14 protein-coding genes and 1 tRNA gene are annotated in these 22,851 nt (G+C 71.2%); 9 read left to right on the top strand and 6 right to left on the bottom strand.

Going from position 1 to position 22,851, the window contains the following annotated elements:
• Positions 1-4 precede the first annotated feature (4 nt).
• Positions 5-412, top strand: a complete 408-nt coding sequence (locus WC969_03835) for a hypothetical protein (protein ID MFA6028967.1) — start codon at positions 5-7, stop codon at positions 410-412.
• Between the two features lie 354 nt (positions 413-766).
• Here WC969_03835 and WC969_03830 read toward each other — a convergent pair whose 3' ends face one another.
• A complete protein-coding gene (locus WC969_03830; GenBank protein MFA6028966.1) occupies positions 767-3,157 on the bottom strand; it encodes an SDR family NAD(P)-dependent oxidoreductase in 2,391 nt (796 codons plus the stop codon).
• Positions 3,158-3,287: 130 nt separating this feature from the next.
• Between WC969_03830 and WC969_03825 the strand changes: the two genes are divergently transcribed.
• The 7 genes from WC969_03825 to WC969_03795 all read left to right on the top strand — a co-directional run bounded on the left by WC969_03825 (position 3,288) and on the right by WC969_03795 (position 12,916).
• Positions 3,288-3,359: transfer RNA gene (locus WC969_03825), tRNA-Arg, on the top strand.
• Between the two features lie 172 nt (positions 3,360-3,531).
• Positions 3,532-4,668 carry a HEAT repeat domain-containing protein gene (locus WC969_03820; protein ID MFA6028965.1) on the top strand — a complete coding sequence of 379 codons (1,137 nt, stop codon included), beginning with the start codon at positions 3,532-3,534 and terminating at the stop codon, positions 4,666-4,668.
• Positions 4,665-7,895, top strand: coding sequence for a FlgD immunoglobulin-like domain containing protein (locus WC969_03815; protein MFA6028964.1), 3,231 nt, complete (start codon positions 4,665-4,667; stop codon positions 7,893-7,895). The genes WC969_03820 and WC969_03815 overlap by 4 nt, the downstream gene beginning before the upstream one ends.
• Positions 7,892-9,118: a PorV/PorQ family protein gene (locus tag WC969_03810; protein MFA6028963.1), complete on the top strand. Its 1,227-nt coding sequence runs from the start codon at positions 7,892-7,894 to the stop codon at positions 9,116-9,118. The genes WC969_03815 and WC969_03810 overlap by 4 nt, the downstream gene beginning before the upstream one ends.
• 171 nt (positions 9,119-9,289) lie before the next feature.
• Positions 9,290-10,855 (top strand): SDR family NAD(P)-dependent oxidoreductase, encoded by a 1,566-nt coding sequence (locus WC969_03805; protein ID MFA6028962.1) that lies wholly within the window; start codon positions 9,290-9,292, stop codon positions 10,853-10,855.
• Between the two features lie 86 nt (positions 10,856-10,941).
• Positions 10,942-12,066, top strand: coding sequence for a hypothetical protein (locus WC969_03800; GenBank protein MFA6028961.1), 1,125 nt, complete (start codon positions 10,942-10,944; stop codon positions 12,064-12,066).
• 319 nt (positions 12,067-12,385) lie between these two features.
• A complete protein-coding gene (locus WC969_03795; protein MFA6028960.1) occupies positions 12,386-12,916 on the top strand; it encodes a DUF350 domain-containing protein in 531 nt (176 codons plus the stop codon).
• 221 nt (positions 12,917-13,137) lie between these two features.
• On the opposite strand, the gene WC969_03790 is transcribed toward WC969_03795, so the two are convergent.
• Complete coding sequence (locus WC969_03790) at positions 13,138-15,018, bottom strand: YfhO family protein (GenBank protein MFA6028959.1); 1,881 nt, start codon at positions 15,016-15,018, stop codon at positions 13,138-13,140.
• Between the two features lie 103 nt (positions 15,019-15,121).
• Between WC969_03790 and lgt the strand changes: the two genes are divergently transcribed.
• On the top strand, positions 15,122-15,952 hold the full coding sequence (lgt, locus tag WC969_03785) for a prolipoprotein diacylglyceryl transferase (protein MFA6028958.1): 831 nt from the start codon (positions 15,122-15,124) through the stop codon (positions 15,950-15,952).
• A gap of 127 nt (positions 15,953-16,079) precedes the next feature.
• Here lgt and WC969_03780 read toward each other — a convergent pair whose 3' ends face one another.
• From WC969_03780 to WC969_03765, 4 genes are read right to left on the bottom strand one after another with little or no spacing between them, the layout of a single operon-like run.
• Positions 16,080-17,228, bottom strand: coding sequence for a glycosyltransferase family 4 protein (locus WC969_03780; GenBank protein ID MFA6028957.1), 1,149 nt, complete (start codon positions 17,226-17,228; stop codon positions 16,080-16,082).
• Positions 17,225-19,132, bottom strand: coding sequence for an asparagine synthase (glutamine-hydrolyzing) (gene asnB, locus WC969_03775; protein ID MFA6028956.1), 1,908 nt, complete (start codon positions 19,130-19,132; stop codon positions 17,225-17,227). The genes WC969_03780 and asnB overlap by 4 nt, the downstream gene beginning before the upstream one ends.
• Positions 19,133-19,136: 4 nt before the next feature.
• A complete protein-coding gene (typA, locus tag WC969_03770; GenBank protein MFA6028955.1) occupies positions 19,137-20,975 on the bottom strand; it encodes a translational GTPase TypA in 1,839 nt (612 codons plus the stop codon).
• Entirely contained in the window at positions 20,972-22,765 is a 1,794-nt protein-coding gene (locus WC969_03765; GenBank protein ID MFA6028954.1) for a mechanosensitive ion channel domain-containing protein, read from the bottom strand. The genes typA and WC969_03765 overlap by 4 nt, the downstream gene beginning before the upstream one ends.
• Between the last annotated feature and the right edge of the window lie 86 nt (positions 22,766-22,851).

Below are 22,851 nucleotides of genomic sequence, written 5' to 3'. Positions count from 1 at the left end.
CATCATGCTCACGCTCCGCAGGATCTTCGTCGGGACGCTGGCCGGGGCCTCTGCCGGAGCCCTCGCGGGCGCCGCGCTGGCCTGGGGCCCCATGGCGGCGTCGTTCGTCGCATGGCCGAGCGTCTGGCGCGACTGCGGCCCGCACCTCTTCATCCCTCTCTGGATGGGCGCCGTCATCGGCTTCGCCGCCCCGCTCTGGAAGGGGTCCTTCAGCGGCGTCTTCCTGACGCTCGCGGCCGGGATGGGCGCGGGCCTCACGGCGACGAGCGCCTACGAGGCCGCTTTCGGCAAGGCGTACGTCCTCCCGTCGGGCTTCGCGTCCTACGCCGGGATCTTCCCCATGCTGCTCCTCTTCTGCGGCGGCGCGGCCGCCGCCGTCTGGACCTTCAGCGTCGCCCGCCTCCTCGACTAGCGGGAAATCCCCTGAGGGGATTTTCCGCTCTCTAAGCTCAGTTGTTCCCACCATCGAGTCCCTAATAATCACAGCGTTTCATCGGGAACTCGATGCCTGGAATAACTTGTCTTAACGTCTGAAAATCCGGCGCCCCCAAGTCCGTCGCAAGAATATGGGCGCCGGATTTTCAGAAAGAGTAAGGCCCCGGTGAAGGATTCCGCGTGCTCCACGCACGGGCACCGAGGCCCTACACCCACAGCATAGCCCCGCGCGCGCCGGGCGTCCCGAGACTTCCGGGCACGGCTGGGGAGTCTTGCGGTCTATGCGCGCGGGTTCGCGGGAGGGGGGAAGAAGGTAACCGAACGGTTCGCCTTACCGGGACGCGTCCATCATGCGCTTCCAAAGCCGCGCGCTGTACGAGCGCGGAAGGACGCGGGCGAGCAGGGACATCGCGAACGTGCGCCCTCCGACGAAGAGCGTCTCGGAGCGGCCCGCCTCGAGCGCCCGCATCACGCGGTCGGCGACCGCCTCGGGCGCGAGCAGCTTCTCGCCGGGAACGACCTTCACCCCGGCGCTCGCCTGGAAGTTCGTGGCCGTCCCGCCGGGGCAGACCGTCACGACGCGCACGCCGGGGGGGAGGTCCTCCTCGGCGAGCGCCTCGCTGAAGAGCAGCGCGTACGCCTTGCTCGCCGAGTAGGCGGCCATCCCCGCCAGGGGCTGGAAGGCGGCCGAGGAGGCGAAGTTCACGAGGACGCCCTCGCCCGCGGCGCGGAAGTTCCGCATCGCGGCCTCGCTCAGGGCGGTGAGCGCTCCCGCGTTGACGGCCAGGAGGCGCTCGAGGCTCCCTTCGGGCGAGCGGCCGACGTCCGCGCGCAGTCCGACGCCGGCGCAGTTGACGACGATCCCCGTGTCGGGATCCTCCGCCTCGCGGCGCGCGGCCGCGAGGCCGGAGGGCTCCGCGAGGTCGGCGAGGACGGCGCGCGCGCCGGGCAGACGCTCCGCCAGCTCCCGCACGCGCGGGTCGCGGTCGAGCAGCACGACCTCGCGGCCGGAGGCGCACAGGCGGACGGCGAGCGCGCGGCCGATGCCGGAAGCGGCGCCGGTCACGAGCGCGCGCTCGCGCGCGCGTCCGGGCCGGAGCTCCAGCGCGGCCGAGCGCAGCATCGGCAGGAGATACTCCGGACCGCGCGGGGCGGCCGCGAAGCCGAGCGCGCGCAGGCGGGCGTCGGAGACCGTGAAGACGTCGAGGAAGAGGCTGCGCAGGGTGAAGGGGAGCAGCGCGCGCAGCGGACGCCCCAGCCGCGCGAGCGGCTCCGGCAGCGTGAGGGAGCCGCCCGGCCCGCCGGCCGCCGTCGACATGTCGCGAAAGAGCGTCCCGAAGCGGACCGGCTCCCCGTCGCTGATGAAGAACACGCCGCCCTCGGCCTTCGGCTCGGAGGCGAGGAAGCGGAAGGCGCGCGCGCACTCCGAGGTCTCGACGAGGCTGAGCCGACCGGGCCAGTCGATGCGCGCGGCCGGGGAGCCGGCCGCCGCCATCGCCGAGAGCTTGCGCACGTGCGTGAGGGGGGACATGCCCGCGCCGTAGCACCAGGGGATGCGCAGCACGGTGAAGGGGAGGCCGCTCTCGCGCAGGAGCCGCTCGCCGTCGGACTTCGCGCGCCCGTACGCGCTCGTCGCATGGGAAGGCGCGTCCTCGTCGACGGGGACGCGGCACTCGTCCGCCGCGGGTCGGTCGACGGCGCCGAAAGAGCTGGCGAAGAGGACGCGGCGCAGGCTGGAGAGTCCGGCGAGCGCCGAGATGAGCGCACGCATGCCGCGGACGTTGTTCTCGTAGACGCGCTCCCCGCCGAAGAAATCCTTGTCGGCCGCGAGATGGAAGACCGCCTCGACGCCCTCGAGCTCCGCGCGGCGCGCGGGCAGGGATTCGAGGTCGCCCTCGAGGACCCGGCAGCCGGAGAGCTCGTCGCTCAGGCGCGAGCGGTCGCGCACGAGAAGCAGAGGATCGGCCGGCCGTCCGCCGAGCCCCTCGGCGAGGAGGAGGCGCGCGAGATGGGCGCCGATGAAGCCCGTCGCGCCGGTGACGAGGACCTTCGCCGCGCCCGGCGCCGCCCGCAGAGGCGCGACGGACATGCGGCGGCGGCAGACGAAGACGGTCCGCGAGGCCGGCCAGGGATGGCGCACGCGCTCGACGCGCAGGAGCGCGAAGCCGCACGCGTGCAGGAGCGCTCGCCAGGCCGCCCCGTCGCGGAAGTTCAGGACGTCCTGCGGATAGAGCCAGGCGTCCCAGAACGAGGTCCAGACGCGGTCGGCGCGGTCGCGCGCGTCGACCTCCTTGACGACGAGGATCCCGCCGGGCTCCAGGGCCGCGGCCGCCTTGAGGAGCAGCTCCTTCTGCCGGTCGTCGGGATGGTGGTGGAGGACGTCGTTGAAGAGCACCGCCGCCGCTCCTCCGTGCGCGCAGCCGAGGAAGTCTCCCGCCTCGAAGGAGGCGTTGGGGGGGGCGCTCTTCGCGGCGAGCGCGACGCGCGCGGCGTCCCGGTCCACGCCGAGCACGCGCAGGCCGGGGAGGGCGTCGGCGAGGAGCCCCGCGAGCATCCCCTCTCCGCAGCCGGCGTCGAGCAGAAGCCCCCGCGAGGGGAGGACGTCGCGGAGCAGGGAGAGGGGGACCAGGGAGTGCTTGAGCAGCGCTCCGCCGAAGCCGACGCCGTTGCGGGCGTAGACGCCGCTTCTGCGGAGGATGCGGCCGAGGTCGGTGGAGGCCATGCCGTTCGCGCGTACGCGCGCGAACAGAGTCAATCAGATTCCCGGCGGCCTTTCAAGCGGGGCCGCGGAGGTCGACCGGGGTGGTTGACAGCCCGTCGGGGGGAACCTACAATACCCGACGGAGCAGAACGCGCCCGTAGCTCAACGGATAGAGTAGCGGTCTTCGGAACCGCTGGTGCAGGTTCGATTCCTGCCGGGCGCACCCCTTTCCGGCGATTCCGGCCCGGCGATTCCGGACTCCGCCGATCCGGAATCGCCGGAGGTGTTTCTTGAAGGAGCTTCCGCTCTCCCGCGAGCCCTCTGCGATCGCCGCCAGGGGATCGCAGACCCCAAGTACGAAATCTTTTCGCAACCGCGCGCGGCTAAAGTATGGCGTGCCCGCAACGGCCCTGCTCCTGCTCCTCGCTCTGCCCCTGAAGGCCGCAGAGGTCTCCGCGCCCCCGATCGGGAAGCGCGCCTTCGCCGCTCTCACGGCCGGCCTCTCCGCGACCGACCCCGACGTGCGGGCGCTCGCCGCCGAGCAGTGGGGACGCCTCGGGAACCCGGCCGCGGTGAAGCTGCTGCTGCCGCTGCTCGAGGACCCTTCCGACGCCGTCCGGGTGAGCGCCGCCGCCGCGCTCCACGCGCTGGGAGACGACGCGGGCGTCAAGCCCCTCTTCGTGGTCGCCCTGCGCGGCGCGGCCCCCGCCGTGAAGGCCAAAGTCCCTCCCGCTCCCGCGGCCAAGGGCGCCGAGAAGGACGAGGACCCCTTCGCCGCCGCCGAGGAGATGAAGTCGGCCGCCCGCAACAAGGTCCGCGCGACGGCCATCCGCGTCCTCGCGGAGATCCGCCCGGCCCCGCTCAAGAAGATGCTCGACCGGCTCCGAGACGACCGCGACGGCGGCGTGCGCGACGCCGCGCTCCTCGCCCTCGGCCTGCTCGGCGAGACCCGGGAGCTCGACCGACTCGCCGAAGCCCTCTCCGACGAGGATCCCGGGGTGCGCGCCCGCGCGGCCGCGGTCCTCGGGGAAGTCCCCTCGCCGCGGGTCTCCTCGCTCCTCCTTCCGCTCTCCGCCGACAAGGACCCTCGCGTGCGCGCCGCCGTCATGCACAGCCTCGGGCTGACCCAGGATCCCGAGGCCCTCGAGGCGCTCGTGGGCGGGGCCAAGGACCCCGACGAGCTCGTCCGCGCGAAGGCGGTCGAGGCCCTCGGCCTCCTGCCCGGAGACGGGCCCGTGAAGGCTCTCGAGGAGGCGCGCGCGACCTCGAACACCCACGTCGAGCTCCTCGCGACGGCGGCGCTCGCGCGCCACGGCGCGAGCGAGGGCGTCCTCCTCGCCCAGCGCGCCCTCTCCCAGACCGACGTCGACGCCCGCATGCTCGCCGTCGAGGTCCTCGAGCTCATCGCGAGCAAGGATGCCTCGAGCGTCCTCGAGGCCGGCCTTGACGACCGCGAGGCCCGCGTGCGGGTCCGCGCGGCCGCGGCCCTCCTGAAGATCGTCGCCCGACCCGCCCCCGCGAGGGCCCCGTGAGACTCCCTCTCTGCGCCCTCCTCGTGCTCCTACTGCCGCTCGGCGCGGGGGCCGCGCGGCCGGATGCCCGCGCCGAGGCCCGCCGCTTCGGACTCGACGTCCCCGAGCTCCCCACGGGCGACGAGCTCAACCGGGCCGCGGCCGGGCGCCGGGCGCTCCAGCGCTTCAACTCGGAGAACCGCGGAGGCAACGCGGGCGCCATGCGCGCCGCGGCCGCCGGGGGGGGGACCGTGCTCCCGGCCGCCCGGCAGGTCGCGGAGACCTTCCTGCTGAAGAGCCGCGAGGCCCTCGGCATCGACCCCGGGGAGCTCCGCCTCGAGCTCGCGCGCACCGACGGGGGGTACACCCATCTGCTCTTCGTGCAGGTCCACGCGGGGCTCCCGGTCGAGTTCTCCCGGATCAAGGTCCACGTCGACGCGGACGGCAACATCCTCTCCCTGCAGAACGGCTTCCGCCGCGTGGGGCCGCTGGACTCCGCCCCGACGATCCCCGAATCGGCCGCCGCCGCCGCCGCCGCCGCCGACCTCGGCATCGGAGGCCCGACGCCGCGCGGCGGCCGTCTCGTCTTCTATCCGCGCCGGGACACCGGGGAGCTCGCCCTCGCGTGGAAGTTCCGCCTGGAGGGCGCCGGCGGCCGCTGGTTCTATTATGTGGATGCGCGCGACGGGAGGATCCTCTTCCGCTACGACGACCTGCGCCACCAGGTCTGCATGGCCTCGGGGACGGTGAGCGGCGAGGTCTATGAGTACGACCCCGTCACCTGGCCCTCGCCGACCAAGGTGACCCGGCCCATCGCCCATCAGCGCGTCTACGTGGGCAACGCCGCGACCTCCGCTCTCACCGACAGCGCGGGCTTCTTCTGCAGCGCGACCCCGGGAAAGGTGTTCTCCCAGCTCCAGGGCCCCTACGCCAGCGTCGCGAACTACACGGTCCCCGCCGCGCATTACGACAACGGCGCGGGCGTCTGGGCCACCCAGGGGACGCCCGTCGGCTCGGCGCACCCCTACGCCGACAACTCCATCACCACCGCCACCATCAACGCCAGCGCGGGGGTCTGCCCGGGAGGCCGGGACCCCGTGAAGGTCCTCCCCGTCTTCAGCGCGTTCCAGGTCGGCGTGCTCACGCCGGAGGGGGACATCTCCGACGACGACCAGGTCGAGGTCGTGGACCCCGTCTCCGGGAACGCGGTCGCGGCCTACGTCGGGTCGAAGGGCGCCTTCCGCGGGACCGCCGTCCCCGGCCGCTCGCTGCAGATCCGGCTCAGGACCAACGAGGCCGGCACGCAGTACGGCTACGACGTCGGCATCTCCTCTTATCTCTGCCTCGTCAACGCGCCGACCGTCTCCGAGAACACCACCTCCACCTACACCTGGACGAACCTCCAGACCTACGACGGCACGCGCGACGAGATCAACATCTTCTATCACATCAACAAGGCGCACGATTACTTCATGGCCGGGCCGAACTCCTCGACCTCGACCTGGATCAGCAAGCCCATCGTCGCGATGGCCCGCGTCGGCCCGAACCTCGCCAACGCCTTCTACGACCCGCTCCAGCAGTCCCTCTACTTCGGAGACGTGGCCAACGGCTTCGCGACCGACGGGAGCGTCATCCGCCACGAATACGTCCACTTCGTGGTCGACCAGATCTACCCCGTGCTGAACTTCGGCCAGAACGGCGCGATCTCCGAGGCCCTCTCCGACTACTTCCCCGCCAGCGACCTGGCCTACAGCGCCATCGGCAAGTACACCTCGGGCGCCTTCGGCGGCGAAGGCGCTCTGCGCGAGCTCGATTACACGAAGCCCGGCGGCTCGCTGCGCGTCTTCCCGACCCACTGGGCCGGGGAGGTCCACGACGACAGCCTCATCCTCAGCCAGGCCCTCTGGGAGATCCGTCAGGCCCTCATCGGCTCGCTCGGAGCGACGAACGGCCGCAAGTGCTCCGACCGCCTCGTCTTCCGCTCCCTCTTCTTCTACCCCGACAGCTTCCGCGACTTCCTCGAGGCGATGCTCCAGACGAGCTATCACGCCTCGACGCTCGCGCCCGCCTGCGGAGGCGACAACGTCGCCAACGGGCCCATCACCGCCCAGTTCTCCGCGCACGGGATCGTCGAGTCTCCCGCGCGCGACGGCGGGGACTCCTACGAGCCCAACGACGGCGTCCAGTCGGCGACCGACGTCTCCACGGCCACCCTCCTGCACGGACGCATCTATCCCGCCGCGGACCTCGACTACTACGCGATCGCCGCCGCCCCCGGGCCGATGTCCCTGACCCTCTCGCTGCCCGCAAGCCCCTCGCAGCCCGGGAGCTACTACGCGTACGGCATGACGCTGCTCGACAGCAGGTTCAACCTGCTCGCGGAGGCCCTGCCCTCCATCGACATCAATCCGACGCTCTCGGGCAACTGCCCCAACGACCCGCTGAACCCCTGCCTCACCACCAGTTCGCAGGTCCGGCTCACCTATTCCGCGCCCGCCGCCGGCCAGTACTACGTCATGGTCGCCGCCGCGCCCGCCGACTACGCCTCCAACGACGTGACGAACTCGACGCTCTTCTACTCCCTCAGCGCCGATTACTCGCGCACGGGGCCGGTCGACTCCAGCGTCGTCGCCGCCTCCTTCGACAACGACCTCGTCGGCTTCCGGGTCAAGGTCGCGAGCTTCGTGCAGTCGCAGAACTACGGGTTCTCCTACGCCCGGTTCCGCGACCACGCCCTCAACGTCGTCCCGCAGACGGAGACCAACGGCGCGGGAGTCCCGTACCTCGCCTTCGTCTCGTCGTCCGGGAGCATGGGGACCATCACCGGCACGCTGCGCCTGGTCCCGGGCTTCTCCGACCGCTTCCCGGCGGTGGGCTCGGTGCACCTCGAGGTCTTCGGCGTGAACCCCCTGGGCCACTCGCAGTCGCTGGGCCTCTCGCCCGAGCTCCACCTCACGGCCCAGCGGGCCTCCTTCACGGCGTGGAACAACGTCTTCAACCCCGCGCGGGGGGAGAAGGCGACGCTCAAGTACGAGTCCACCGACGCCGGGCACGTGCGGCTGCGCCTCTTCACGATGGCGGGCTCGCTGGTGCGCACGCTCATCGACGAGGACCGGCCGGCGGGCAAGGGCTCGGTCGACTGGGACGGCTCCAACCTCTCCGGGATCCGCGTGGCCAGCGGCATCTATCTGCTCCATCTCGAGGCGCCCGGCATCACCAAGATCCAGAAGGTGGTCGTGGTCAAATGAGCAAAAATTTCGCTGCGCGAAATTTTTGGGGTTTCGTCCCGGCAGGGCTGCTCTGCAGCCTGCTCCTCTCCTTCTGCGCACTCCTTTCGCCGGCGGCCGCATCCGCCGGCGAAAATGCCGGGGTCACCGCGGCGCCCATCCTCCAGCTCAACACCTCCGCCCGCGCCGCCGGCATGGGTTCGGCGTTCACGGCGGTCTCCGACGATGCCTCCGCTCTCCTCTTCAATCCCGCCGGGCTCAGCCTGCTCGACCACCGCGAGCTCTCCTTCGACTACATGAAGGGCTTCGTGGACCAGAACGTCGAGCACATCTCCCTCGTCAGCCCCCTTCCGCTCTCCGGCCTCCTCGGCAACGGCTACGCGAGCATGGGCGGCTCCATGCTCTTCGCGCAGAACGGGACCATCGAGGTCAACCGCACCAACCCCGACGGCTCCCTGCGCGACTCCCGGAGCATCAGCGCGGGAGGAGACTTCGTGGGACAGCTGGCGTACTCCGAGCGGCTCCTGGAGACCACCCTGGAGAACGAACGCGGGGGACGCGCCCTCGAGATGAACCATTACTTCGGTTTCGCGGGGAAGTACATCCGCTCGACGCTCGCCGAGCAGTACTCCGCGAGCGCCTTCGCGGGCGACGCGGGCTACCTGGTGAAGATCCCCGACTACCGCCTCACGCTCGGCGCGGCCGCGCAGAACTTCGGCAGCGAGATGAAGTTCATCGAGGAGGGGGACCCGCTCCCCCTGACCTTCCGCGGCGGAGCGGCCTGGGTCCTGCCGCTCGACGCCTACACGAACCCGCCCAACCAGGCCCTCCTCTTCTCCGGGGACGGCGACTGGCTCTACCACGAGAAGGAATGGCACGCCAACCTGGGCATCGAATATTCCGCGATGCGGACCTACTCCGCGCGCATCGGCTACCAGCTCAACCGCGACGCCGCCGGCCTGACCTTCGGCTTCGGCGTGCTCTGGCAGGGCCTGCGCTTCGACTACGCCTGGGCGCTCAGCGAGGCCCTCGGGGACGTCCACCGCTTCAGCGTGACCTGGCGCTTCGGCCGCGTCTCGCAGCGCAAGCGCGAGGTCGCCCCGCGTCCCTTCATCGAGAGCATGCCCGAGCGCGAGGACATCCGCGAGATCGAGAAGAAGACCCCCGAGGTCATCGAAGACCGGCCGAGGAGGCCGCGTCGCACGATCTCGGATAATGATGTGGCGCCGGGCTGGATCTACTAGGAGCACCCAACGAAGCCCAGGACGGCCTTGGAAGCCCCGCGGAGCGAAAGCCCTGCGGGGCTTCCCTTCGGGCGACGTCTCCCCTCGAAACTAGACCACTACTGATTGTGACCTAAGATGACGAGGCGGGAATCACCGACGGGGATTCCCGCCTCGTGGTACAATGTACGTGTGAAGACCGACGCGGGAGGGCTCCCGCACTCCTCTAAGAGCCCGTCGAAGAGCCCGTCCATCGAAGAATTCCGCCGCTGCGTGGAGACCCTCGAGGGGCTCATCGCCGACCCGCGCCTCTTCGTGGAGGTCCCGGCCGAGGAGCGCCGCCGCCTCATGAAGGCCGCCGGCCGCCTCTCGCGGCCCTCCAAGCTCGAGCGCATCCAGACGGCGAAGTCGGTGCGCAAGCTCCGCCACCGCATCGCCCGCCAGGAAGACCGGGCCGCGCGCGCCTCCACCGGCATCCGCGAGGCCCGCACCGCCTCCGTCTTCACGGCCCCGCAGAAGGCCCTCCCGGCGCCCGAGACGCCCTCCGCGACGCTCAACGTCCCGCAGGCCTGCTACGTCTGCAAGGCGCAGTACGCGCGCCTCCACCACTTCTACGACAACATGTGCCCCGAGTGCGCCGAGTTCAACTACGCCAAGCGCTTCCAGAGCGCGGACCTGGGCGGCCGGACGGCCTACATCACCGGCGCCCGCCTCAAGATCGGCTACCAGGCGGGCCTCAAGCTCCTGCGCGCGGGGGCCCGCGTCATCGTCTCGACCCGCTTTCCGCACGACGCCGCGGCGCGCTACGCGGCCGAGCCCGACGCGAAGGACTGGCTCGCTCGCCTGCGCGTCTTCGGCCTCGACCTCCGGCACTCGCCGAGCGTCGAGGTCTTCGCCCGCTACCTGCTGAAGACCGAGACCCGCCTCGACGCCCTCCTGAGCAACGCGGCCCAGACGGTGCGCCGGCCGGTCGCCTTCTACCAGCACCTCCTCGAGCGCGAGGCGCTCTCATGGAACGGGCTCTCGGAGTCCGAGCGCGCGATCCTGTCGGGGCACTACGAGTGCGTCTCGCTGCTCGGCGGCCCCGGCCGGGAGGACGCGCGGGACACCCGCGCGCTCACCTCCTGGGACGGCGGCGCCGTCGGACTCGGGATGAAGGAATCGGCGCGGCTCTCGCAGGTCCGCATGACCTACGACGACCACATCACGGGACGGGACATCTTCCCGGCGGGGAAGCTCGACGCGGACCTCCAGCAGGTGGACCTGCGGGTCACGAACACCTGGCGCATGGCGCTGGCCGACGTCCCGACGCCCGAGCTCCTCGAGGTCCTGCTCATCAACGCCGTGGCCCCTTTCGTCCTGGCGGCGCGGCTCAAGCCGCTCATGCTCAAGGCCGGCACGCGCGAGGTCCACGTCGTCAACGTCTCGGCGATGGAAGGCATCTTCTCCCGCGGGACCAAGACCGACAAGCACCCGCACACCAACATGGCCAAGGCCGCGCTCAACATGATGACGCTCACCTCGGCCCCGGACTACGCCAAGGACGGCATCTGGATGAACGCGGTGGACACGGGCTGGGTCACCGACGAGGACCCGGCCGCGCTCTCCCAGCGCAAGCAGGCCGTGCACGATTTCCAGCCCCCGCTCGACGCCGTCGACGGCGCCGCCCGCATCCTCGACCCCTTGTTCGCGGGCCTCAACACCGGCGTCCACGTCTACGGCAAGTTCCTCAAGGATTACAAGCCTTCCACGTGGTGACTCCCCTCTCCCGCCACGCCGGGAGAGGGGGCACGGGGGTGAGGGGGGCGATTCCTCTCCCGTCGTTTTTATATAGAATCGCCCCCGTGAGAAGCCCTCTCGCGCACGCCGCCGCCCTCTGCGCCGTCTTCGCCTTCCTCTTCTCCTGCACGCGGTACTTCTCGCCCCGCCCGTCCGCGCCGTCGGACCGGGAGAGCGTCGAGACCTACGCGGAGTTCCAGAGGGGCTTCCGGCCGTTTCGCACCTCCGGCGGGAACGCGGGAGGAGACGCGGCGCCCTCGGAGTCGGCGTCGGACCCCGCGGAGAAGACCTACCAGCATATCCGCCGCCTTCCCGACGGCTACGCGCTCGACTACGGCTTCCTGAACTTCAACGGGGACGCCCTCGAGGTGCGGGCCACGCTGAGCGACGCGATCGTCGCCGAGTCCGTGCGGGAGTTCGGCTTCCGCGACGAGGATCTGCAGGCCCTCGACGCCTGGTATCAGAAAGCGCAGAAGGACTCCATCGACATCGCCAAGGGGGACAGCTTCTCCGGCAAGGTGACCGCGAAGGACCAGGCGGAACTCGCGCGCAAGCTCCAGGAGCTCAAGACGAAGAACGCACAGGTCCAGAAGGACCTCGACGCCACCCTCGCCGCGCTCTCCGTCGAATACCGCCGCCGCCGCGTCGAGCTCTACCAGAAGGCCGGCTTCCGCTACAAGAACGCGAACACCATCGAAGCCGACGTCCCGTCGCTCGCCCGCCGCAACGCCCCTCGGATGCGATCGATCGTCGAGGCCTACTCCTCCATCGCCGGGGGCCGGAACTACGGCAGCGAGGAGCTCGTCGGCGCCGTCGTGGCCATGGCGCAGACCGCCGTCCGCTACGAGATCCCGCCGAACCGCGCCGGCACCAAGGTCACCGGAGGCATCCTGCCGCCGCCCAAGACCCTGGTCCTCGGCCAGGGGGACTGCGACACGAAGACCGCCCTCATCGCGAGCATCCTGCGCAGCTGGCCCAACGTGAAGACCGTCGGGCTCGAGATCCCGGAGCACTACCTCATGGCCGTGCACCGCGTGCCGCGCAAGGGGGAGGTCTATATCGAGTACGAGGGGAAGCCCTACCTCCTCATCGAGTCCGCCGGTCCCGCCTGGCTCCCGCCCGGCCAGGTCGGGGACTACACGATGTCCTATCTCGAATCCGGCAAACAGTTCGCCATCCAGCCCATCTGAGTACTCCGACCGCATAATTATGGCGATTTTGGCGGCCCGGGCCTGATGCGGATTCAAGAAGCGACGACTGAAGATAGCTTGAGCTATCTGAAGGAGGAGCGACGACGAAGCCGCCCAGGGACGGGCCGCCCCGTCCGTAATAGTTTCGCCGCCTCCGGCAGCGAAACTTCCTGGAGAGGGGCCGGGCGCTTTCGGCCGCCAGCCGCGTTGCTCCTCGCTCACATACCTCGGGCCGGTATGCTCGCTCCTCGCGCCTTGCCGGACGGCCGAAATCGCCCGGTCAAAATTGCCATAATTATGCGGTCGGAGTACTAAACCCATGACCAAACTCCTGCTCAGCATCGTGCAATTCGCCCTCTCCGTCGGGCTCTCCGCCCTCGTCGTCTACCTGACCTACGAGGGCTTCAAGCGCACGATGCCGCACATGGACGCCGAGGAGGAGATCCGCAAGGGCAACGCCGCCGTCGCCATCATGATCGGCGCCCTGATGATCGGCTCCGCCCTCATCCTCCAGGAGTCGGTCTACCCCATCATCTCCATCTGCACCCTCGTCGCGGCGGGGGAATGCGGATGCGTCATGGACTTCCTCCGCATGGCCGGTTATGCGCTCGGGCACCTCGTGCTGGGAATGCTGCTCGCGATGGGCTGCGTGCGCCTGGCGCTGGAGTTCTTCGAGCGTCTGACGGGGGACATGAACGAGGACCTGCAGGTCCGCAAGGGGAACACCGCCGTCGCCCTGATGATGGCCGCGGTGGTCATCGTCCTCTCGGTCTATATGCGCTCGGGCGCGAGCGCCGTCACGAAGGCCCTCATCCCCCAGCCGAGTCTGGGCAGCATCGAAAATCCCTAGAAGCCATCCAGAAACCCCGCTGCGCCTGCAAACGCGGCTTTCGGCCTCCGGCGTCGTTGTTCGAACCGCTGCGTACCTCCAGTACGCCGCGGTTCTCTTGCCTAGCCGGAGGCGCGAAATCCACGTTTTCGCGTATCAACGGGGCTTCTGGATGGCTTCTAACGGGATTTTCGATGTTTCAGATTTATCTTAACCTTCCGGAGACTTCGAGCGCCTTCCGTTCAAACGGAGGGCGCTCGAAGTTTCCGGACCAGCGCGAGCGAGAGCACGAAGAGGGCCAGCGCGAGCCCGGCGATGAGGCCCGGAGAGCGGAAGCGGAACTCCACGCGGTGCGCGCCCGCCCCTACGCGGACCCCAGGAAAAAAGCCCTCGAAGCGCTCGATGCGCCGGGGCTCGCCGTCCACATACGCCTCCCACCCCGGATAGTCCGACTCCCCGAGCACGACGAGAGACTCCTCGGCGCCTTCGACGCGCGCCCAGGCGCGGCCCGGGCGCCAGGCCGCGAGCGCCGCGCGCGCGGCCGACGCGGGCTGCGCGAACACCCGTCCCCGGTAGCCGGGGTTGGGCCGCACGAAGAGCGCCGCGCGCTCCACGCGCGCGGCCCCGGTGGAGACGGAGACCCAGGCGGCGGCGCCCGCCCAGTCGAGCAGCGGCGAACCGGGCCCTTCCTCGTCGAGGCGCCGGCGGTAGTCGTCGGCGGAGCGCAGGCGCAGGGTCTGGCAGTCCGACACGTCGTGGACGCCCAGCGCGGTGCCGTAGGCGGGGGCCAGATAGTCGCGCATGAGGAGGTAGTCTTCCTCGCGCTCCAGCGTCCCCTGCTGCCAGAGGGTCATCAGCGCGCGGCTGTGATGGAGGCGCACGGGGCCCGGGAGCGCGGCCAGGCGCCGCGCGAGCGGGGGAGGATCGGTGAAGAAACCGGGGCGGGCCCACGCGACGCGGTCGGGAAGGGCGAAGACGGCGAGGTCCAGCGCGACCAGGGCGGCGGCGAGCCAGCGGCCGCGCGGCAGACGCGCGACGCCGAGCGCGGCGAGCGGCGCGCTCGCCGCGGCCGCCAGCAGCAGCCAGTTCGAAGGCGAGCGGAAGAAGCGCAGGGGCGCGAAGGCGGAGTAGCCCGGCAGATGCGCGCCCAGCGAAAGCAGGAGCCCGGCGAGGCCGCAGGCCGCGAGCGCGCGCTCGAGCCGTCCCCCGCGCAGGACGGCGAGCGCGCAGAGGGCGAGCGCGACGGGCCCGATGTAGAAGACCGCCATCGCCGGGTCTCCCTCGACCGCGGGGCGCAGCGCGTACCATTGCGGCAGGAGGAGCTCCTTGAGGAGCTGGAGGGGCGGGACCGAGAACTGCACGGCGGCTTCCGCCGAGAGCAGCGTCCCGCGGCTCGAGCGCAGGAGGAACTCGAGGAACGGGATCCACTGCGCCGCGCTCAGGGCGGCGCCGAGCGCCGCTCCCTTCGCCAGGCAGCGCAGACCCTCCCGCCCCTGCGTCGCGGCCAGGACCAGCGCGAGGAGCGCCGTCTGGATGAGGAAGGGCGGGTAGCCCCCGAGCCAGCCGAGGGCGAGCGCGGCGGCGACGCCCCACGGGGAGAGCGCGAGCTGGGCGTAGAGCACGGCCGGCAGCCAGGCCGCGGCGGCCGTGCAGTGGGGGAACACGACCCGGGCGGTGAAGAACGCGTTGAGCGCGCCGAGGGCGGCGGCGGCGAAGGCCGCGGGGCGCTCGCGCGTCAGACGCCAGCCCAGGGCGCCCGAGAAGACGGCCGCGACGAGCGCATGGAAGACGGTCCAGCCGCGCAGGAAGCCCGCGAAGTCCGGAGCCAGGGAGAGCAGCCAGAGCGGCGGATAGAGGGCCATCGCGATCGGGTCGGCGGCGAAGGGCGCGCCGAGTCCGCGAGCGCCGTTCCAGAGCGGGATCCTCCAGGGCCAGGAGGACTTGAAGACCGCCCAGTTGGGATAGGCGACCGTCAGCGCGTTCCCGTCGACGGGGACGAGCCCCTCGAGCAGGAGCCGCCGCCAGACGACGAGCAGGAGGGCGACGCCCGCCAGCAGAAGCCCGGCGAGCAGGAGGCGCTCGCGCGGCGTTCGAAGGGGACCTTCCTGAGGGGCGGGGGACATCCGCCGCGATTATAGGATTTCCGGGAATCCCGGACGCGGGGATTCCCGGAGGGGTTTTTTGTAGACTCCCTCGGGGAGCCGCGTCGAGGCTCCCCGGAATCACATGCACCCGATCCTCGTCTGGACCGACGGCGGCCCCGTCCACGGCTACGGCATCCTCGTGGCCGCGGGCTACCTCGCCGGCATCCTCTGGCTCTGGTCGCGCAGGCGCGAGGTGGAGGGGGGGGACGCGGAGTTCTGGGCGCTCGTCTACACGATCTTCTTCTGCGCGATCCTCGGCGCGAAGCTCGGCTACGTGCTGCTGGACTGGAAGCAGTTCCGCGGCGACCCGGCGGGAGCGCTGAGGGACTGGCGTTCGGGCTGGGTGTTCTGGACCGGCTTCGCGGCCACGATGGCCGGCGGCTGGGTCTTCCAGCGCGTCTACAACCGGAGCCATCGCCCGCGGCGCTACCTGCCGATCGCCGACTACTTCGGGCCGGCGCTCGCGCTCGGCCACACGCTCGGGAGGCTCGGATGCTTCCTCGAAGGCTGCTGCCACGGCCGCCCCACGACGCTCCCCTGGGGAGTCCGCTTCACGGACCCCGCGGCGGGGCTCGACGAGGCCTTCCGCGGGCTCGCGCTGCACCCGACGCAGCTCTACGAGGCGGCCGGGGAGGCCGCGATCTTCGCCTTCATGCTGGTGAAGGTGCTGCCGGGCATCCGGAAGGGCCGCTACGCCTACGGCACGGCCTTCTTCGGCTACATCCTGCTCTACTCGGTCCTCCGCTTCGTCGTGGAGTTCTTCCGCGGAGACGACCGGGGGACGTTCTTCCTTCCGTGGCTCTCGCCGTCGCAGTGGTTCTCGCTCATTGGTTTAATTCTTGCCGCATACGCCTTGAGGCGGAACGGAATAAGAGAACGAAATCTTGAGGGAAGGAGCTTATACCTTCCGTAGCTCCTCTCCCTGCGGGGGGAGGCTGGAGGGGGGGGGGGAACCCCTCACAGAGAAAAGGCCCGCGTCAGCGGGCCTTTCCCTTTGGGGTTCTCCCTCCCCCTGCACCCCCTCCCGAGGGGAAGGGGAGTTAAGGAACAACGTTTCTCTTCGTCTTCTCTTCCAGCACTTTCTCGAAAAGTCCCCGCGTCTTCGCAAAATTCGAGTCCCAGGTATTTCCTTTAACGGCCACCGGGCCCGTATTGCGCAGGGCGGAGCGCAGGGCGGCGTCGCCGAGCAGGCGCGTGAGGTCGGAGGAGAGGCGCACCGCCTCGGGCCGCTCCGGCAGGAGTTCTCCGTAGACCGTCCCTTCCAGGAGCTCGGCGGCGCCGACCCGTCGGCTGGCGAGCACCGGCGTGCCGCAGGCGAGCGCCTCCTGGACGCTCTGGCCGAACTCCTCGTAGAGCGCGGGGTGGCAGTAGACGTCGAGCGCGTGGTAGAAGCGCTCGACGCGCGGGTCGGGGGGGAGGAAGAGGATGCGCTCGCCCAGGCCGGCCTCCCCCGCCAGACGCCGATACGGTCCCAGGCGGCTTTCGCTCCCCAGGACGAGGACGCGCAGCTTCCCGCGGAGACCCGCGTCGAGGCGCGCGAGGGCCTCGAGGAAGAGTGGGACCCCGCGCTTGCGGAAGTCCCCCGAGGTGATGAGCCCGACGAGGGGGGCCTCGGCCGGGACGCCGAGCTCTCGGCGCGCGGCGGCGCCGAGCTCCGCGCGGCCCCCGGGCCGGAAGCGGCGAGGGTCGTGCCCGGGATGGACGACCTCGACGAGACCCGCCGGGACCCCGAAGCGCGCGACGACGTCGCGGCGCATGAGCTCCGAGTTGGCGATGAGGAGGCGGAAACCACGCTCGCGGAGTATGCGCGCGTGCATCCAGCCGGGGCCCGAGGAGTCCGGCAGCGGGGTCCCGTGCACGGCCTCGTGCGCGGCGTGCACGCAGTTATGCAGGCTCAGGACGTCCTGGCGGAAGGTGTCGCCGTGCCCGCAGACGAGGTCGAAGCCCCCGCGCGCCGCGACGCGGGAGGCGAGGGCGTCGAAGACGCGGCGCTTGAGGCGGGAGCCCCAGGGCCAGCGCGGGACGCGGTGCGCCGCCGCGCCGGCCGCGCGCAGGCGCTCCGCGTCGAGTCGCTCGCCGCAGACGTGGTACTCCCAGCCGAGCGCGGCGAAGCGGCGGGCCTGCTCGAAGACCGTCGTCTCGGTCCCGGTGAGCCCTCGCACGCTGCGCGCGGCGACGAGGAGCTTCACGGGACCCACCGGTCGTACCACCTCGCCAGGGAATAGAGCATCCAGACGCGCGGAGCGTGGTCGGCGAGGCCGCGGCGGTGCTCGGCGAGAAGACGGGCGGCGAAGTCCGCCCGCACCCAGCCGTCGCGGAAGAGGCGGGAGGAGGAGAAGACGCGGCCGACCTCGGACCCGAGTTCCCCGCGCAGCCACTCCTTGAACGGGAAGGAGAAGCCCATCTTCCGCCGTCCGCAGATCTCGGAGGGCAGGCGGGTGCGGGCGAAGTCGCGCAGGAGCCCCTTGAGGCGCCCGCCGGGCAGGCGCGTTCCGGGCCCGAGCGAGAACGCGAACTCGACGAGCTCATGGTCGAGGAAAGGGGCGCGGGCCTCGAGGGCGTGGAGCATGCTCACCCGGTCCACGCGCTGGAGGAGGATCTCGCTCATCTTCCCGTAGAACTCCACGAGCGAGACCAGGGCCTCGTCGTCGTCTTTGCGCGGGCAGTGCTCCGCGTGGAGGCGGTAGAGCCCGGCGACCGACGCGATCGCCCGCTCCCCGCGCCGCGCGCCGAGCGCGGGCCCGGCCGCGTGCGGGTGCAGCGACGGGGGGAAGCCCACCGAGGAGCCCAGGTAAGCCGGCTCGCCGGCGGCGATGCGGCGCCAGAGGTCGAAGCGCTGATGCCCGCGCGGGGTCGCTCGATAGAGGGGGGCCAGGAGCGCGCTCGCCCCGCGCGCGAGCAGGCGCCAGCGCGGGTCGCGCGCGCGGCCGAGCGTCGTGAGCGCGTCGAGCATGACGTCGTAGCCGAAGAAGGTCTCGTCGGAGCCCTCGCCGACGAGGGCGACCTTGAAGCCGTCGGCGCGGGCGCGCCGGCAGAGCCCGTAGAGCGGCACCCAGACCCAGTCGGAGACGGGTTCGTCGAGGACGAGGGCGTCGTCGCGCAGGAGGCGAAGGACCTCGGCGGAGTCGAGCGCGACCTCGCGGTGGTCGAGGCCGAAGGCGCGGGCGCTGAGGCGGGCGGCGTCGGTCTCGCTGTAGCCGGGGAGGTCGGGGTAGGAGGCGGTGTAGGCGGCCATGCCGGCCCCGCCGGTCTCGCCGAGATAGGAGGCGATGAGGCCCGAGTCGATGCCCCCGCTCAGGAAGAGGCAGACGGGTACGTCGCTGACGAGGCGGCGCGCGACGGCCGTGCGCAGGAGGCCGTCGAGACGCTCCTCGAGGCTTCCGCCGGCGGTCGCCGCGGCGGCGTAGGGCTGCCACCAGCGCTCGACGCGCGGCTCGCCGCCGGCCTCCTGGACGAGGAGGTGCCCCGGCGGCAGACGCCGCACCCCCGCGAGGAGGGTGTTCGGGGAGGGGACGAACTTCAGCGTGAGGTAGTCGTCGATGCCGTCGGCGTCCGGAGCGGGGGCGCGGAGCATGAGCGGAAGCAGGCCGCGGAGCTCGGAAGCGAAGCTGATGCGCCCTCCCTCGACGCAGTAGAAGAGGGGCTTCTTGCCGGCGCGGTCGCGCGCGAGGACGAGGCGTCCGGTGCGGGCGTCATGGAGCGCGAAGGCGAACATCCCCGCCAGGCGGGGCAGCAGGCGCTCGAGTCCCCAGACCCGCGCCGCCTCGAGCACGACCTCCGTGTCGCTCTCGGTCCGGAAGGAGCCGCCCTCGGCGCGCAGCTCCTCGCGCAGGGCCCGATAGTTGTACACCTCTCCGTTGAAGACGATGCTGAAGCGTCCGTCCGCCGAGACCATGGGCTGGTCGGAGCGGGGGTCGAGGTCGAGGATGGAGAGCCGCCGGTGGGCGAGGCCGAGGCCCTCCGGCAGGACCCGGATCCCGGCGGCGTCCGGCCCGCGGTGGGCCATCGCGCCGGCGGACCGTTCGAGGAGTCGGCGGGCGGCCTCGGCGTCGAAGCCCGGACCGCTCTGGAAGAGGCCCGCGATGCCGCACACGGCGTCAGTCCCGCCTGTCGTCCTCGTCGTCGCGCTCGGCGCGCTTGCGCTGGCTGCGATCGAGGATCTTCTTGCGCAGACGGATGCTCTTGGGAGTGACCTCGACGAGCTCGTCGACGTCGATGAACTCGATGGCCTGCTCGAGCGAGAGGAGACGCGGCGGCGTCAGCACGAGCGCCTCGTCGGAGGCCTTCGAGCGCATGTTCGACATCTGCTTCTGCTTGGCGGGGTTCACGACGAGGTCGTTGTCGCGGCTGTTCTGCCCGACGACCATGCCGGGATAGACGGGGACGTTCGGCCCGATGAACATCGTCGCGCGGTCCTGCAGGTTGTAGAGCGCGTAGCCGGTGGATTCGCCCGGCTCCTTGGCGATCATCACGCCGTTGGCGCGCAGCGGGACCTCGCCGCTCTTGGGCGCGTAGCCGTGGAACGAATGGTGGAGCACCCCGGTGCCGCGCGTGAGCGTGAGCAGCTCGGACTTGAAGCCGAGCAGGGCGCGGGCCGCGATGACGTACTCCAGACGCAGCCGTCCGACGCCTTCGTGGTGCATGTTGACCATGCGCGCGCCGCGGCGGCCCAGCGACTCGAAGACGGCGCCCTGGTAAAGGGCCTCGATGTCGAGGACGAGGAGCTCGGTCGGCTCCTCGAGGACGCCGTTCACTTCGCGGTAGATCACCTCGGGGCGGGAGACGGCGAACTCGAAGCCCTCGCGGCGCATGGTCTCGATGAGGACGGAGAGATGGAGCTCCCCGCGGCCGGAGACCTTGAAGTGGCCCTCGCCCGGAAGCTCCTCGACGCGCAGGCCGACGTTGATGCGGCGCTCCTTCTCCAGGCGCGCCTTGAGGTGCCGGCTCGTGACGAACTTCCCCTCGCGGCCCGCGAAGGGGCTGTCGTTGACCATGAACTCCATGGCGAGCGTCGGAGCGTCGATGGTCGTCGGCTCCAGGGCCTGCGGGTTCTCCGGGTCGGAGATCGTGTCGTTGACCTCGATGTCCTCGGGGCCCGAGAGCGCGACGATGTCCCCGGCGCGCGCGGAAGCGACCGGCTTGCGCTCGAGGCCGACGAAGCCGTCGAGGCGGGTGATCTTGCCCTTGACGACGCGTCCGTCGGGCTTGAGGAGGGAGACGGGCTGCCCCGGGGCGAGGCGGCCGTGGTGGATGCGGCCGATGCCGATGCTCCCGTGATAGCTGGAGTAGTCGCTCATCGTGATCATCATCTGCAGCGGCAGCCCTTCGTCGGCCTGGGGGCCGGGGATGTGCTTGATGATGCTCTCGAAGAGCGGTTCGACGCTGGTCCCGCGCTCCTTGAGGTGGCGCGAAGCCCAGCCTTCCCGCCCGGAGGCGTAGAGGACGGGGAAGTCGATCTGATGGTCCTGGGCGCCGAGGTCGATGAAGAGGCAGGCGACCTCGTCGAGGACGGCCGCGGGCCGCGCGCCGTTGCGGTCCATCTTGTTGATGACCACGATAGGGGCGAGCCCCTGCGCCAGCGCCTTGCGGAGCACGAACTTCGTCTGCGGCATCGGGCCGTCGGCGGCGTCGACGAGCAGGAGCACGCCGTCGACCATCCTCAGGATGCGCTCGACCTCCGAGCCGAAATCGGCGTGGCCGGGAGTGTCGACGATGTTGACCGTGACGTCCTTCCAGCGCACCGAGGTGCACTTGGCGAGGATCGTGATCCCGCGCTCGCGCTCGAGGTCGTTGGCGTCGAGGACCATCTCGGTCGGCCCGCCCTCGTGGACCTTGAAGGCGCCGGTCAGCTTGAGCATCGAGTCCACGAGCGTCGTCTTGCCGTGGTCGACGTGCGCGATGATCGCGACGTTGCGGATGTCCGGGCGGCGCTTCATCGAGCCGACCGGGACTTCACGTAGTCCTTGAGGACCGTGACGGTGGAGGAGCCGATGAGTGCGTAGGGGAGGAGGATCGAGACGGGCGATCCGTCCTGTGCGGTCTCGAGCACGACGTAGCGGAGGGTCATATCGGATACGACGCCTTCCTCGTCGCCGACCCGGATGCGGTCGCCGACCTTGAAGGGCTGGGTGGCGAGGATCCAGGAGGCCTCGAGGAGGTTGGAGAGGAAATCGGTGGCGGCCACGCCGGCGGCCACCCCCAGGGCGCCGGCGCCGGTGAGGAGCGCCGACCAGGAGACCCCGGCGAGGGCGAGGGAGACCGCGCCGCCGACGAGGTAGATGAAGGCGTTGACGACGGTCCGCACGAGGCCGGCGCGGTCGGGGTTCCAGCCGCGGCGCGCGGCGAGGCGGCGCAGGAAGGCCCCGCTCAGGCGTGCCAGCAGCGCCGTGGCCGCGAAGCCCGCGAGGGCGTAGATGAACGGCCGGGCCGCAAGGAGCGCGCCGTGGAGGAACCAGGCGAGTCCGGCGAGCGCGGCGCCTCCGCCGAGCCGCAGCGTCCGCCGAAGGAGGGTCGGCGCGGGGGCCGCCGGGGTCTCGGCGGCCGGGGCGTCCTCGCGCAGACGGCTCGTCTCCATCTGACGGTAGAGCCGCAGGGGCTGGGAGGAGAGCTGCGTGTAGTCCATCAGCGTATGGGTGCCCGGCTCCTTCTCGAGCACGACGTAGCGGAAGGTCATGTCGCGCACGACGTAGTCGGTGCTGCCGATGCGGACCTTCTCGCGCAGGCGGAAGGGGTGGTTGAAGAGCAGGATGACTCCGTGGATGAGGTTCCCCAGGAACTTCTTGAGCGCCATGGTGACGGCGAGGCCGCCGATGCCGAGGCCGGCCAGCAGCGTCGTCCAGTCCATGCCCGCGACCTTCAGGGCGATCGTCGCGCCCGTCGCCCAGAGCGCCACGTCGGCGAGCAGGCGCGTCGCGACGAGGCTGTTGGGCTCGAAGCCGCGCCACTTCCAGAACGCGTTGAGGACCTTCGAGGCGGCCCAGGTCGCGGCCCAGGTGACGAGCAGGACTCCGCCGCCCTGCAGGTACGGCGCGCCCGCCTTCAGGGCGGAGAGCGCCCAGCCGGGAAGGAGGGCGACGGCCTTGGCCTTGGCGGCCAGCAGGGGAGCGGGGAGCGCGGCGGCCAGCGCGAGCGTCCGGGCCCCGCGCGAGGACGACGCGGGGAAGAGCGTCGGGCGCAGCGGGGAGAGGGAGCCTTCGACGGCCGCGGACCCCGCGACGTTCCTGCTCCTGCTCCAGAACGAACGCCAGCGCGTCTCCAGCGCGGAGGCGTCCGCGCGGCCGGCGCCGGGCGCGGAGACTTCGGCGGCCAGGGCGCCCGCGGCCTCGAGGACGGGCCGGACCTCCGGTCGCGCGGCCGCGCTCGCGCCGAGGGGGACGAACGCGGACGCCGAACCGGAGGGCGAAGCGGCAGGCTGCGCGGCCTCGACGGAGGGGACGACGGCCGAGGGGGACGCGGAGGGCGCGGCCGCGAGGCCCGGCGTCACGGAAACCTTCGGGAGAGGGGAGAGGGCGGGGAGCGCCGGGAGGATCTGGAGCGGCGCGGCCGTTCCCTGGACGCAGACGCCGCCCCCGGGGAGCGCGACCCGGACCGGGGCGAGGCCCGTCGCGGCCGAGGCCGCGGGGACGCCGACCCGGACGGTCTGGGCCAGGACGCGGACCGGCTCGGCGGCCTGCGCGACGAGGAACACCGCGCAGAGCGCGAGGAGCGACGGACGGCTCTTCACCATCACCGGTACATTATATCCGCGCGCGAGAGGCGCGCGAAGAGGCGGAAGTCCCAGGGTCGTCGAAGGCATTTGGCCTAGTCGCCGTG

This window comes from Elusimicrobiota bacterium, assembly GCA_041660925.1.
Taxonomy (GTDB): Bacteria; Elusimicrobiota; Elusimicrobia; order UBA1565; family UBA1565; genus JBAZUV01.
Note: the sequence above shows the minus strand (reverse complement) of the source record. Positions and strands in the feature narration are given on the sequence as shown.

What these genes read in the sequence shown, in the direction of transcription:
- WC969_03835 (MFA6028967.1), top strand. Translation starts at nt 5, where the DNA reads ATGCTCACGCTCCGCAGGATCTTCGTCGGGACGCTGGCCGGGGCCTCT.
- WC969_03830 (MFA6028966.1), bottom strand. Translation starts at nt 3,157, where the DNA reads ATGGCCTCCACCGACCTCGGCCGCATCCTCCGCAGAAGCGGCGTCTAC.
- WC969_03810 (MFA6028963.1), top strand. Translation starts at nt 7,892, where the DNA reads ATGAGCAAAAATTTCGCTGCGCGAAATTTTTGGGGTTTCGTCCCGGCA.
- WC969_03795 (MFA6028960.1), top strand. Translation starts at nt 12,386, where the DNA reads ATGACCAAACTCCTGCTCAGCATCGTGCAATTCGCCCTCTCCGTCGGG.
- WC969_03790 (MFA6028959.1), bottom strand. Translation starts at nt 15,018, where the DNA reads ATGTCCCCCGCCCCTCAGGAAGGTCCCCTTCGAACGCCGCGCGAGCGC.
- lgt (MFA6028958.1), top strand. Translation starts at nt 15,122, where the DNA reads ATGCACCCGATCCTCGTCTGGACCGACGGCGGCCCCGTCCACGGCTAC.
- typA (MFA6028955.1), bottom strand. Translation starts at nt 20,975, where the DNA reads ATGAAGCGCCGCCCGGACATCCGCAACGTCGCGATCATCGCGCACGTC.
- WC969_03765 (MFA6028954.1), bottom strand. Translation starts at nt 22,765, where the DNA reads ATGGTGAAGAGCCGTCCGTCGCTCCTCGCGCTCTGCGCGGTGTTCCTC.